The sequence below is a fragment of the Idiomarina aquatica genome, assembly GCF_004362895.1.
GTDB lineage: Bacteria > Pseudomonadota > Gammaproteobacteria > Enterobacterales > Alteromonadaceae > Idiomarina.
In genome coordinates, this window is the sequence record NZ_SNXI01000012.1 from 44,315 (window position 1) to 57,309 (window position 12,995).

11 protein-coding genes are annotated in these 12,995 nt (G+C 51.3%); 4 read left to right on the forward strand and 7 right to left on the reverse strand.

What is annotated here, in order from left to right; translation table 11 throughout:
• Nucleotides 1–11: 11 nt before the first annotated feature.
• The 7 genes from trpA to DEU29_RS09400 all read right to left on the reverse strand — a co-directional run bounded on the left by trpA (nt 12) and on the right by DEU29_RS09400 (nt 8,563).
• Nucleotides 12–812 carry a tryptophan synthase subunit alpha gene (trpA, locus tag DEU29_RS09370; RefSeq protein ID WP_133540099.1) on the reverse strand — a complete coding sequence of 267 codons (801 nt, stop codon included), beginning with the start codon at nt 810–812 and terminating at the stop codon, nt 12–14.
• The gene (trpB, locus tag DEU29_RS09375) at nt 809–2,008 is read right to left on the reverse strand and encodes a tryptophan synthase subunit beta (protein ID WP_133540100.1); all 1,200 of its coding nucleotides are present in this window, start codon (nt 2,006–2,008) and stop codon (nt 809–811) included. Before trpB ends, trpA begins: the two co-directional genes overlap by 4 nt.
• The gene (gene trpCF / locus DEU29_RS09380) at nt 2,005–3,462 is read right to left on the reverse strand and encodes a bifunctional indole-3-glycerol-phosphate synthase TrpC/phosphoribosylanthranilate isomerase TrpF (protein WP_133540101.1); all 1,458 of its coding nucleotides are present in this window, start codon (nt 3,460–3,462) and stop codon (nt 2,005–2,007) included. Before trpCF ends, trpB begins: the two co-directional genes overlap by 4 nt.
• Nucleotides 3,455–4,468: an anthranilate phosphoribosyltransferase gene (trpD, locus tag DEU29_RS09385; protein WP_133540102.1), complete on the reverse strand. Its 1,014-nt coding sequence runs from the start codon at nt 4,466–4,468 to the stop codon at nt 3,455–3,457. The genes trpCF and trpD overlap by 8 nt, the downstream gene beginning before the upstream one ends.
• Nucleotides 4,465–5,094, reverse strand: coding sequence for a glutamine amidotransferase-related protein (locus tag DEU29_RS09390; protein ID WP_133540103.1), 630 nt, complete (start codon nt 5,092–5,094; stop codon nt 4,465–4,467). The genes trpD and DEU29_RS09390 overlap by 4 nt, the downstream gene beginning before the upstream one ends.
• Entirely contained in the window at nt 5,094–6,695 is a 1,602-nt protein-coding gene (locus DEU29_RS09395) for an anthranilate synthase component 1 (RefSeq protein WP_133540124.1), read from the reverse strand. The genes DEU29_RS09390 and DEU29_RS09395 overlap by 1 nt, the downstream gene beginning before the upstream one ends.
• Nucleotides 6,696–7,024: 329 nt before the next feature.
• Nucleotides 7,025–8,563, reverse strand: a complete 1,539-nt coding sequence (locus tag DEU29_RS09400) for a S10 family peptidase (RefSeq protein ID WP_133540104.1) — start codon at nt 8,561–8,563, stop codon at nt 7,025–7,027.
• Nucleotides 8,564–8,689: 126 nt separating this feature from the next.
• Here DEU29_RS09400 and DEU29_RS09405 point away from each other — a divergent pair, with 126 nt between their 5' ends.
• The 4 genes from DEU29_RS09405 to DEU29_RS09420 all read left to right on the forward strand — a co-directional run bounded on the left by DEU29_RS09405 (nt 8,690) and on the right by DEU29_RS09420 (nt 12,995).
• On the forward strand, nt 8,690–9,433 hold the full coding sequence (locus DEU29_RS09405) for a hypothetical protein (protein ID WP_243734541.1): 744 nt from the start codon (nt 8,690–8,692) through the stop codon (nt 9,431–9,433).
• A gap of 69 nt (nt 9,434–9,502) precedes the next feature.
• On the forward strand, nt 9,503–11,527 hold the full coding sequence (locus DEU29_RS09410; protein ID WP_133540105.1) for an NADPH-dependent 2,4-dienoyl-CoA reductase: 2,025 nt from the start codon (nt 9,503–9,505) through the stop codon (nt 11,525–11,527).
• A complete protein-coding gene (locus DEU29_RS09415; protein WP_133540106.1) occupies nt 11,527–12,357 on the forward strand; it encodes a PHP domain-containing protein in 831 nt (276 codons plus the stop codon). Before DEU29_RS09410 ends, DEU29_RS09415 begins: the two co-directional genes overlap by 1 nt.
• 14 nt (nt 12,358–12,371) lie before the next feature.
• Nucleotides 12,372–12,995, forward strand: coding sequence for an L-threonylcarbamoyladenylate synthase (locus DEU29_RS09420; protein WP_133540107.1), 624 nt, complete (start codon nt 12,372–12,374; stop codon nt 12,993–12,995).

Below are 12,995 nucleotides of genomic sequence, written 5' to 3' on the forward strand. Positions count from 1 at the left end.
CCTACGACTACTTAGGTGGCAGACTTCATCTGCGCGACAAATTGCTTAAGTTGTTCGGTTTGTTGCGCTTCATTGTCGAGGTTTTTCTCGATAATGGCAACCACTGCCGAGCCACTGATAGCACCATGGGCACCTGCGCCCAGCGCCTTTTGCACATGCTCCGGTTGTGAAATACCAAAGCCCAGTAACACCGGCGGTGCGCCATGTTCTGCAAGTTTATCGATTAGCTCAGAAGCAGGTGCCTGCATTTGCGTTTCGGCACCGGTTACCCCTGCACGACTTAATAAGTACACATAGCCCGAACAATTCTCGGCAACTTGTTGCAGCAATCGGTCGCTGGCATCGGGCGGGCAGATAAACACCGCATCAATCTGGTGCTGTTTGGCAATATCGGCAAAACGAGCGGCTTCTTTGGTGGGAACGTCGGCGATCAGTACCGAATCGACGCCAACATCCTGCATTTTGGTATAAAAATTTTCAGCGCCTTTGGCATAAATTAAGTTGGCATAAACCAACAAACCAATTGGGATATCCGGTGCGTAGGCGCGAACTTCGCGTAAAATCGTTAATATGTCGTCAAATCGGGTGCCGGCATCTAACGCGCGCAGGTTGGCGCGCTGGATTACCGGCCCGTCGGCGACGGGATCAGAAAACGGCAGTCCCAGCTCCAGCGCATCAGCGCCACCATCGATTAACGCTTTAATGATCGCCAAACTTTGTTGCGGATTGGGATCGCCAATGGTGACAAAAGGGACGAATGCGCCTTTGCCGTTTTGTTTAAGTTGGGCAAACATCGATTCATATCGACTCATGACTGCGCCTCCTGTTGCGCAAAAATTTTACGGACATGGTCGATGTCTTTATCACCACGGCCGGATAAATTAAGTAACAGAATTTCGGGTGCATCTGGCTCAGCCGCACGTTTTAGTGCGTAGGCCAGAGCATGAGCTGACTCCAGTGCCGGGATGATACCCTCATGGCGAGACAATAACTGGAATGCCTCCAGCGCTTCGTCATCAGTGACGGATTCATAGCGCGCGCGTCCGATAGCCTTTAAATGCGCATGCTGTGGGCCGACGCCGGGGTAATCCAGCCCGGCGGAAACGGAGTAAGACTCCTCGATCTGACCCTCGTCAGTCTGCATCAAAAACGAAATGCAGCCATGTAATATACCTGGTTTGCCGGCGGTCAGGGTAGCGCCGTGGTGAGCAGTTTCTACGCCTTTACCGGCAGGCTCGACGCCAACCAGGGCGACGTCTTCTTCGTCGATAAAGTCGGCAAACATGCCAATGGCATTTGAGCCACCGCCGACACAGGCGATCACTTCGTCCGGCAAACGTCCGGCTTGCTCAATGATTTGTGCTTTAGCTTCTTCGCCAATCATACGGTGAAACTCGCGTACGATAGTCGGAAACGGGTGTGCGCCGGCAGCGGTGCCGAGTAAATAATGGGTATTTGGGTAGCTGGCAGTCCAGTCACGCAATGCTTCGTTAACGGCATCTTTGAGGGTGCCACTACCGGTATCAACGGGCACCACTTTAGCGCCCATTAATTCCATTCTGAAAACGTTAGGCTGCTGCCGTTCCGCGTCTTTTTTGCCCATATAAATAATACATTCGAGATCAAGCAACGCACAGGCAAGTGCGGTGGCAGTACCATGTTGACCGGCACCGGTTTCGGCGATAATACGGGTTTTACCCATGCGCTTGGCCAACAGTGCCTGACCCAGAACCTGGTTAGTTTTATGGGCACCACCGTGTAGTAAATCTTCGCGTTTCAGATAAATTTTTGTGTTGTTTGGCGACGTTAGCGGCAGATTGCGGCATAAGCTCAGTGGTGTCGGCCGGCCGAGGTAATTCTTCAGCAGACCACGAAATTCAGCCTGAAACTCTTCGTCATCTAACGCATCCACAAAGGCCTGTTCGAGCTGATCTAATGCAGGCAACAGAATTTCGGGTACAAACTGGCCACCGAAATCGCCAAAATAGGCGGGAAATGTGCGACTCATACAGCCTCCTGAGTACGGGTAAAAAGGGTGTCGTTGTGGTGTTCTGAACTAGCAAAACGACCGTAGCGACGAATTTCGGAAAATAATTGGTGAATCCTGGCGGCGTCTTTTACGCCTGCCTGAACTTCTAATTTTGAACTACTGTCTACCCCGGCTACACCGCAGACGAGGGCGCCGGCCACATTGTCCGGACTGATGCCGCCGGCCAGTAAGCAGCGCTGGCGCTGGCCCGGGCCGAGTTGTTCAAGTGCCGACCAGTCAAAGGTTTTGCCGGTGCCGCCGTTGCCGTTATCCAGCACTAACCTGTCAATACGGTCAGCATGAGGTAAATGATTCAAATCCGCGGCGCTGTCGACTCGGATGGCCTGCCATAATTGAATGTGCTCTGCACCGGCAAGCTTTAGCTTTTGGCGCAGCTGGCTAATGTAGTCGATGTCTTCGTGGCCATGTAGTTGCACCGCATACAGCTGCAAGTCCAGCGCTGTTTGCGCCACTTCATTTAAAGGTTGATCTGAGAATACGCCGACATACCGCAAGTCTTGCGTAGCAGCCATCACCTGCCGCGCCTGCGCCGTATCAACACAGCGTGGCGAGCGTTCAGCGAATATCAGGCCACCATAACGGGCGCCTGCCGCTGCTGCATTTAAGGCATCTTCGGCACGGGTTAGGCCACAGACTTTGTTGTCGCCAAAAATTAATGAACGGCAGGCGGCGTCAACGTCATTTTGCGCGCTCAGCGCGCTGCCGACCAAAAAGCCATTCACGTGTGGTGCAACGTGACGAATGTCCTGATGCGACGAAAAGCCGGATTCTGCAATTAACAGTGCATTTGCCGGTGCCAATGGCGCCAGTTCTGCACTGCGTTCCGGATTAATCGTCAGGTTAGTCAGGTCGCGGTGGTTAATACCGATGATACTGGCTCCCAAACTAGCCGCACGTTGCATTTCCTGTTCGCTGGCAACTTCCGTCAAAATGTCCATGTTAAGCGCGTCGGCTATCTTTGCCAGGCGCTGATACCGGGCATCGTCGAGTACCGACAACATCAATAATACGGCATCGGCACCAAAATAACGGGCCCGATAAACCTGTTCTTCGTCAACGAAAAAGTCTTTACATAACACCGGTTGATGTACCGAAGCGCGCACCGCTGTCAGATAGTCCAGGCTGCCCTGAAAATAGTCGGGCTCGGTTAACACCGAAATAGCAGCGGCATAGGGCTGGTAGGCACGCGCCAGAGTGACCGGGTTAAAATCGGGCCGAATCAGTCCTTTCGACGGTGACGCTTTTTTACATTCCAGAATAAAGCCCGCCTCGGGTCGCGACAGCGCGTCATAAAGACTACGGTCGCTCGGCTGCAATTGGTCTTTGTAGCTGGCTATCGGATAGCGGGCGGCGAGTTCGGCATTTTGCTGTGCCTTATCAGCCACAATACGCTGTAATACATTCTCAGACATGATACGTCTCCTGTGCCTGTTGTACCCGCTCAAGGTGTTCGCTTGCCACACCGCTGTGGATGTGCGCCAGGGCCGCTTCGGTGGCAGACTTGAGGCCGCTGTGCTGGCCGGCCAGGTAAAGAATGGCGGCAACATTCATGGCAACCGCCTGCGTTTGCGCAGGACTTGCTTTACCCCGCAAAACCTGTTGCAACGCGCGCGCATTACAGTCGGCGTCACCGCCTTTAAGTTCGCTTAACGGCGCTTCGTTTAAGCCAAAGTCGGCCGGCGTTAGCCTGTACTCAGTTAACTCACCGTTGTCGAGTTCGGCAACCTGGCTGGGGCCATGCAATGCTAATTCGTCAAGGCCACTGCCGTGCACAACCATGGCGCGTTTAACCCCCAGCCGCTGCAGCGTTTCTGCCATCGGTCTTACCCATTCCGGACTGTAAACACCCAGCAACTGTGCATCGGGTCGAGCCGGGTTGACCAATGGTCCTATCAAGTTAAACAGTGTACGTGTTTTCAGCGTCTGACGCACCGGCATGGCGTATTTTATACCGGGGTGATAATGCGGTGCGAACAAAAAGCAAAAATGGTTCTCCGCAAGTTGAGTTGCGGCATCACGCGGATCCAAATTGGTGCGTAGCTTCAGGCTTTCCAGTACATCGGCAGAGCCCGACCGCGATGACACGCTGCGGTTGCCGTGTTTAGCGACACACAGGCCCATGGAGGCAGAAACCAGTGCAGCGGTGGTGGAAATATTGATGGTATTACTACCGTCGCCGCCGGTACCACAACTATCAACAACGACCTGGTCGGGACGATTAAAGGGCTTACAGACATCCAACACAGCTTCGGCGGCGCCTGCCAACTCTGCCGGCGTCTCGCCGCGCATTTTCATCGCTACCAGCGCAGCACTGATTTGGGTATCGTTAAGTTCGCCCTTAACCAGACGTTGAAAGAAACCTTTGCTGTCTTGCTGCGACAGCGTTTTACCTTCTAAAAGTTGATTTAAACTGTTCATACGGCTTGATCCTGTAACTGCTGCGCCAGCAAAAATTGCATACTATTGGCCAAAAGCTGTTTGCCCTTGGGTGTTAACAGTGATTCGGGGTGAAATTGAAAACCCAGCGACTGGCCCTGGTTAAATTCGGCTGCCATGGGAATTTGGTTGACCTGTCCAATAACCGCTATGGTGTCGGGTAAGTCATAACCGCTGAGCGAGTGATAACGTGCAATAACACAACGGTGATTGTCGCTGACGGCATCAAAAATAGGGTGCTCAACGGTGGTCATTTGTGCCGTTTTGCCGTGCACGACTTCGCCACAACGCGCCACTCGTCCGCCATTAAATTCAATCAACGCCTGAAAACCAAGACAAATACCGAGCATTGGGTAGCGACCGTGACAATGGCTAATAACCTGCATTAGGTTACCGGCCTTACTCGGGTGACCCGGACCCGGTGACAGGCAAACCACCTGTTTGCCCGGGTAAGCGCTGAGATCATCAATAATGGTTTGTGCAGCAACGGTGTTGCGATAAACCACTAATTCATAGCCAAGCTGTGCCAGTTCATCGACCAGGTTGTAGGAAAACGAGTCAATGTTGTCGATTAACACAATCCGGGGAGCATAAGTGAGTTCAGTCATTACGCAACCTCCGCTGTTTGTGTCTGTTGAATAGCCAGAATCACTGCTTTGGCTTTATTCTCGGTCTCGGCGACCTCGGCATCGGGGTCGGAGTCATACACAACACCGGCACCCGCCTGCACGATGGCCTGATTGTTTTTAACAAAGGCAGAACGAATCACAATGCAGGTATCCATATCGCCATTGCCGGCTAAGTATCCTACCGCGCCGCCGTAACTGCCGCGACCTTGTTGCTCGACCTGTCGAATCAAGCTGGCTGCACTGACTTTTGGGGCGCCGGTTAGGGTGCCCATATTCATGCAAGCGCGGTAAGCATGCAGCGCATCGCAATCTTTGCGTAATTGACCGACCACACGCGAAACTAAATGCATAACCTGCGAGTAACGGTCGACTTTTAATAAGTCCGCAACATAGCGGCTGCCGGGCTGACAAATGCGGGCAAGGTCATTACGGGCTAAATCGACCAGCATTAAGTGTTCAGATAGCTCTTTTTGATCCAGCCGCAACTCCAGTTCGAGTCGTCCGTCGATATCCAGGTTAATCGACCCGTCGGGGTTACGACCGCGAGGGCGCGTACCGGCTATCGGATAGAGCTCGACCTGATTGGTTTGCTGTTCATATTTAAGCGCTGACTCGGGTGACGCGCCAAACAGGCAAAAATCCGGGTGACTCATAAAAAACATGTAGGGGGACGGGTTATTGACTTTCAGTTGTTGATAGGCTGCCACAGCATTCTGGCACGGTAATTTGAATTGTCGTGACGGTACCACCTGAAAAATATCACCATCCAGAATGTGCTCTTTAAGCTGAGCGACCTGTTGTTTAAATTGCTGTGCCGACGGCGTTGCATCGACCGACTCGGTGGTTTGGCTTGCCGGGCGCTCGCTGGCGTCCGTTCTGACCGGCATCTGGCACTGCGCGGCAATGGCGCCAATACGTTGCGTTAACTGCTGGTAGCGGGATTGTTCGTCGGCGCCACGAAAAAAGCTGCCGAGTAACTCGCTGCGATGCTGTTCGTGATCAATAACCAGTAGCGTTTCAGCCAGGTAAAAAACGTAATCCGGGCAATCGTTATCGCCTGCGGGTACCTCAGGTAAGGATTCGTAAGTAGCAACATAGTCGTAACCAAAAACACCCCCCAGAAATACCGCAAAGGGGTGCTGGCGTGCTTCGTCATTATCCTTGCCAAGCCGTTGCTGCAAAATGCGCAGTGGCTCGACGTTCGATACGGCTTTAAGGCGCTGATCTTCGGTTAAGTTGTTAGCCGGCGCGGTGAAGGTCAAGTTTAACGACTGGGTGTCAGCGACCACGTTAACGCTGTCGGGCAGGTTAGCCGCTAAAAAATCGAGTAACTGGCGGCCATTATCGCTGTCGGCCTGCACCGTCACCTGTTGCCCGCGGCAAGTAATGGTTAGTGCAGAATCAATCAGCAGCAAACTTTTTACCGCGCGTTTGGTGCCGATATCCGCTGAGTCGAGTAACAAGTGGCGCCCATCGACCCTGCACAGCGAGCGAAACACGCTGTCGGTGTCGGCTTGATAGGGAATTTGAACCCGAATACTTTCGACTTTGCCTTGGTTACTTAGTTTTGAATTATCAATCGTCTTCACAACTTGCTTCCACCCGAAAAATTATATCTTTTAATTAATTCCGCACCATCGAGAAGACATAAAAAAACCCGCTCGATGGAGCGGGTTTCTGAACGATTACGATGAGTGTTTTACACGCACGACGTCACAGCCCGCTCTTGCGAGATGTGCCACCACCAATGTTGTACGTTAGTTTTAGTAAACATGTTGTTCTCATCGTTTTGCAATAAATTCAACGCTTGTCTATAAACTTGTATAGCTCTTTAAGCGCCTTTGATAAAAGACAAACTAACCAGAACTGGCTGGCTTGTCAAGTCGGTGTTGCCGATTATTTGTCTCACTTACTTATATTCTGCTGGTACGCCTTTACCCGGCAGTGAATTGCCAATGAACTCACGCAAGTCGTCATTGGATTTTTCTAAGTCGGCGCGGCGCAGGTACATCATATGGCCACTAAAATAGCCTTTGAACGAGATACGATCTTTCATCAGGCCACTGCGGTCTAACTGCCACATATTGTATTTGGCATCAAAGTAATTGGTTGCGCCGTCAAAATAGCCCGACTGAATCAATACATTCATGTATGGGTTAGCTGCCATCGCTTCACGTAGCTGTTCACCGGTATTGTTATTTGAACGATCCCAGGGATGTACCGGACCAAACATGTTGTATTTAACGTCGGTAATAAAGTTAAGCTCTTCACGCAAATAATAATTAATGGCCGGTGTAAATGAGTGTAACCATGAGGTTAGCTCTGCATTATAATCTGGGCGGTCGCCGGCGCGGCGGGCGTCAATACCGAGGTAACGTGAGTCCAGGCGACCAATGGTGCGGTCACGGTCGCGCAGTAGCTCCTTCCAGAAATACCAGGTGCTTGGCGCTAAGTTATTGGATAATACCGCCTCTTCGGACAAACCAGAATAGCGGGCAACCGTTGCCGCTACCTGCTGACGTTCCGCATCCGGTAAACGCGTACCCTGAGCTAGTGCCGGTAAGTAGGTGTCAAAGGTGTAGTCCTCAACTTCAGCCAATACGTCTAATAGCTCGCGTTCCTGCAAGTCGCTCGGCAGCGCCTCGTGATACCACGCAGCAGCAGTAAAATAAGGTAATTGATTGGCTTCTTTCACCGGACCATCACGGTCAATTCCGATATCTGTCGGTGATACCAGAATCACACCATTGATATACATCCACTGGCGGTTTTGCAAAGCACCGGCCAGCCCCGAAACACGGGTCGTACCATAACTTTCGCCAATTAAGAATTTAGGCGACTGCCAGCGGTTGTAACGGCTGGTAAAGGTCGTCATCCATTCTGCCAGGTACTCGACATCGGCATTAACGCCAAAAAACATCTCTTGCTGTTGTTTTTTAGAGGGCATCTCGCCATCTTCGTTAGGTAATACCCGTGAGTAGCCGGTATTGACCGGGTTAATAAAGACAATGTCGGCAACATCCAGAATAGAGTGCGGGTTGTCCTGCACGCCGTAAGGCTGAACCGGGTAACCTTCGTCGCTAAGGTTAAGAACTTTGGGGCCGGTGTAGGCCAGGTGCATCCAGACAGAGGCTGAGCCCGGGCCGCCATTAAATGAATAGACGATTGGACGTTCTTCGCGGTTATCAACATCATCGCGTTGATAGTAGGTATAAAATAGGGTCGCGGTTGGGTGACCTTCGTCATTCCAAACCGGCAATGTTCCGGCCGTTGCTGTGTAATCGACCGTTTCACCGTTAATTTCGACACTATGTTCGGTAACAGAGGTCGTTTCAATGGGAATCTGACGCATGTGTTCGCTGATATTCTGCTGTGCGTCAACGCTGGGCGTCGTCAACATGGCACCGGCCAGAGACAACCCGGCAATAAGGGCAAACGAGGTCTTCATGGTGTTTCTCCTGTGTTTTTGTTGTCTAACATTAACAAAGTTTTACAGGTGGGCGTCAAAGATTATGCGATTATTGTCGGATGATTTACGATATGTGGAATAAACACAGCTGGAAATGAGTGTGCAATGCGGTTAATTAACTTGAATTTATTGGGCATGGTCTACCTATTGCTGGCCCTGACTTTGGTATGGGCGTTGCCGGTGTCGGCGCAACAAAGCATATCGCAACGTTTGGCAGAGCAGCTTCAAAGCTCGGCATCAGAGCAGTTAAATGCCGATTTATGGTTAGGGCAGCTGCAGGTAAACGCATTGACTGACGAGCTCAGTGCTGATGACGTAAGGTTAGCGACGCGGGTGGAGGCTCTGTCAGAGCCGTTAAATCAGCTGATCATTGCAGATACCATTCGTATGTCGGGCAATTGGCAGGTGTTAGGTCAGCGGCAAGTCAGCATTAATGAAGTCAGCCTGAGTGGCGCGCAATTAACGGTGGCTTATTATGCTACCGGGCAATCAAACCTGCATACGCTGATTGAGCAAATACAAGAGCAGGCGGTGCGTTTTCAGCCGGCATCACTGGCATCACTGGGTAATGCAATCGATTGGCAATTACAGACGCTACGTTTTACCGATGTCACCATAAACTTATTCGACCGCGGCGAACCCATTGCCAGCGTCCACCTGCCCAGCCTGGAGCTCAACGAATTAAATCAGGGACATAGCACGGAGGGCCAGGTCGATGGGCTCATTTTCCCGATTATCGAACAGCTGTTACGACAATGGCGACAAGGGCAGTCATCGGGTGCCGACAACATTCAGATTGACGGACCCGCGTTGACGCGTTTTTTGATGCGCGAGGCATTGGCGTTTTAAACTTGAGCGAGCCCGCCTTTCGGCGTAAAGTGTAGATAAAATCAAACACCCGTTTAAAAAGAGGCTGTTGTGACACAAGCATCGTATTCGCATATTTTTGAGCCGCTCGACTTAGGTTTTACCCAAATTCGCAACCGTGTGTTAATGGGGTCAATGCATACCGGCCTGGAGGAAGAAAAAGGTGGCTTTGACAAGCTAGCTGCCTTCTATGAAGAACGTGCAAAAGGCGGCGTTGGGCTGATCGTGACCGGCGGTATTAGTCCTAATATGCGCGGCCGCTTAGCGCCCTTTGGCAGCGAAATGTCTAAGCCCTGGCACGTAGCGAAGCACCGCAAGGTAACCGAGCGTGTCCATCAGCATGGTGCAAAAATCTGTATGCAAATACTGCATGCCGGGCGCTATAGTTATCACCCTTTTAGCCTGGCACCGAGCGCGATAAAGGCACCGATTAATCCATTTAAGCCTAAGGCCATGAGCGACGGGCAAATAAAAACCACCATTAGGCACTATGCGCGGGCGGCACGGCTGGCACAAAAGGCGGGTTATGATGGTGTCGAAATCATGGGCTCTGAGGGTTACCTGATTAACCAGTTTTTATGTCCACGAACTAACCAACGTACTGATGATTGGGGCGGGAGCTTTGAAAACCGTATGCGCTTTGCGCTGGATATCGTCAACGCAGTGAGAGCAAAAGTGGGCGCTAACTTCATTATTGTTTTTCGCTTGTCGATGTTAGATCTGGTGGAAGACGGACACACGCTGGACGAAGTGTTGCAGTTGGGTAAAGCGCTGGAAAAAGCCGGTGTAAGTATTATTAATACCGGTATCGGTTGGCATGAAGCGCGTGTCCCGACCATTGTGACCTCGGTTCCCAGAGCCGCGTTCAGTTGGATTACTGAACGGGTTAGGCGAGAACTGACGGTGCCGGTGGTGGCGGTTAACCGCATTAATACACCGGAAATAGCAGAGTCCATTCTGTCATCAGGGCAGGCAGATATGGTGTCGATGGCGCGTCCGTTATTGGCTGACCCTGAATTTGTTAACAAAGCACAGCGTCAGCAGGCTGACAAAATAAATACCTGTATTGCCTGTAATCAGGCTTGTCTGGATCATGTTTTCGAAAACAAACGTGCAAGCTGCCTGGTTAACCCGCGAGCGTGCTTCGAAACCGAATTAGTGGTTAAACCTGCACAGCAGAAAAAACGCATTGCCGTGGTGGGCGCCGGTCCAGCGGGTTTGGCATTCGCCTGTACCGCCGCTGAACGCGGTCATCAGGTCGATCTTTATGACAAAGCCAGCGAAATTGGCGGGCAGTTTAATTATGCGAAACAAATTCCCGGCAAAGAAGAGTTTTACGAAACCATACGCTACTTTGGTGAGCGCTTAAAAGATACCGGTGTAAACGTCAAGCTGGGACAAGCACAATCGGCCGACGGATTAGTTGCGGGTAACTACGACGAGATCGTTATGGCAACCGGTGTGGTGCCAAGACGACTGGATTTACCCGGCATTGAGCTACCACACGTACTGGGCTACTTAGATGTATTGCGTGACCATAAACCGGTCGGCGAAAAAGTCGCTGTGATTGGCGCCGGCGGAATCGGTTTTGACGTGTCTGAATACCTCACTACCGATAAGTCACTAACGGTTGCAGAACAGGAATGGTCCGAGCGTTGGGGTATTGATAAAGATTATCAGCAGCGTGGTGGCTTAAAACCGCAGCAGCCGGAACCGTCTGCACGTCAGGTGTGGTTGTTACAACGCAAAGAAACCAAAGTCGGTAAAGGCCTGGGTAAAACTTCGGGTTGGGTACACCGAGCCGAGTTAAAGAGTAAAAACGTGAATATGTGGAATGGTGTTAGTTACAAACGCGTAGTTGAGAATGGCATTGAAATTGAACGCGACGGCGAAACCATGGTGCTAGAGGTCGATAACGTGGTTATTTGTGCGGGTCAGGTGCCAATGCGTGATCTGCAACAGCAGTTAGTTGACGCTGGCCAGTCGGTTCATCTGATTGGTGGCGCGGACGTAGCGGCAGAGCTGGACGCTAAACGTGCGGTTCGCCAGGGTACAGAATTGGCTGCTGCGCTGTAATGCCACACTACGATTTGCACTGCCACACTAATCACTCTGATGGCCAGTTAAGTGTTGAGCAACTGCTGTTGCGTGCGGTTGAGAGGGGGGTGGATGTGCTCGCTATTACCGATCACGACACCCTCAGTGGTAGTCGCGTTGCGACTGAATATCTGCAGCAACATGCGCTGCCTCTGCAACTGGTCACGGGTGTCGAAATTAGTTGCAGTTGGCATGCGTTCGAGATTCACGTGGTGGCGTTAAACGTCGATTTAGACAACGCAAGCTTGAATAACTTGCTGCAACAGCAACAGCAGGCGCGCGAACAGCGCTTTGCACAAATGCTGGATAAGCTGACCAAGCGTGCAGTGATGTTAAGCCGAGAAGAATGCCGCATAACAGGTATGCCAACGCGCAAACACCTGGCCGATGCGATGGTCGAAAAAGGCATTGTCGAGCATCCGCAGCAAGCCTTTGATCGGTATATCGGCAAAGGCAATAGTGCTTACGTTAAGGCGCAGTGGTGTGATATCGAAACGGCGATAGCGGCGATCCATGCCGCCGGTGGCAGTGCGGTACTGGCTCATCCGCATGCTTATAAACTATCAAATAAGTGGTTACGCAAGCTCTGTCAGGAAGCCAAAGCCTGGGGGCTGGATGGCATTGAAGTGAGTATTAGCCAGCAACCCGAGGGACATCGTAAAGCGTTAGCTGAGTTTGCCGCCGATTATGATTTAAAAGCATCACAAGGTTCAGATTTTCATCATCCCAATGGCTGGCGCGATTTAGGCAAAAACCTTTGTCTGCCCGAACACTGTGTGCCAATATGGAGTGCATGGTCGCCCACCTAACTCAGGAGGCTTACATGAGCCAGTACTTTGACATTCATCCGGATAATCCGCAAAAGCGATTAGTGCAACAAGCCGTTGATATTATTCATCGCGGCGGCGTGGTTGTGTATCCAACCGATTCGGGTTACGCGATAGGTTGCCAGTTAGGCAACAAACAGGGCGTTGACAGGATTTGCCAAATCCGTGATATCGATAAAGAACATAACTTTACCCTGATGTGTCGTGATTTGTCGGAGTTATCCATTTATGCGCGAGTCGATAACGATGCTTTTCGACTGTTAAAAAATAATACGCCGGGGCCTTATACCTTTATCCTGAAAGGCACCAAGGAAGTACCTAAGCGATTATTGAACCCCAAGCGAAAAACTATCGGTATTCGTGTACCCACCAATAAAATTGCGTTGGCTTTGTTGGAAGAACTCGATGAGCCGCTGATGTCGACCAGTTTAATTCTTGGTGATAACGAGTTAGCTGAGGCCGACCCGCAACGCATTCGGGAACAATTAGAAAAATTGGTGGATTTGATTATCGATGGCGGTAATAAAGCGGAACATCCGACTACCGTCGTGGATTTATCCGATGGTGCACCCACTATTCGACGCGAAGGTGCCGGTGACATTGAGCCCTTCAGCTTTTAA

What these genes read in the sequence shown, in the direction of transcription:
- DEU29_RS09400 (WP_133540104.1), bottom strand. Translation starts at nt 8,563, where the DNA reads ATGAAGACCTCGTTTGCCCTTATTGCCGGGTTGTCTCTGGCCGGTGCC.
- trpCF (WP_133540101.1), bottom strand. Translation starts at nt 3,462, where the DNA reads ATGTCTGAGAATGTATTACAGCGTATTGTGGCTGATAAGGCACAGCAA.
- trpB (WP_133540100.1), bottom strand. Translation starts at nt 2,008, where the DNA reads ATGAGTCGCACATTTCCCGCCTATTTTGGCGATTTCGGTGGCCAGTTT.
- DEU29_RS09405 (WP_243734541.1), top strand. Translation starts at nt 8,690, where the DNA reads ATGCGGTTAATTAACTTGAATTTATTGGGCATGGTCTACCTATTGCTG.
- DEU29_RS09390 (WP_133540103.1), bottom strand. Translation starts at nt 5,094, where the DNA reads ATGACTGAACTCACTTATGCTCCCCGGATTGTGTTAATCGACAACATT.
- trpD (WP_133540102.1), bottom strand. Translation starts at nt 4,468, where the DNA reads ATGAACAGTTTAAATCAACTTTTAGAAGGTAAAACGCTGTCGCAGCAA.
- DEU29_RS09415 (WP_133540106.1), top strand. Translation starts at nt 11,527, where the DNA reads ATGCCACACTACGATTTGCACTGCCACACTAATCACTCTGATGGCCAG.
- DEU29_RS09420 (WP_133540107.1), top strand. Translation starts at nt 12,372, where the DNA reads ATGAGCCAGTACTTTGACATTCATCCGGATAATCCGCAAAAGCGATTA.
- trpA (WP_133540099.1), bottom strand. Translation starts at nt 812, where the DNA reads ATGAGTCGATATGAATCGATGTTTGCCCAACTTAAACAAAACGGCAAA.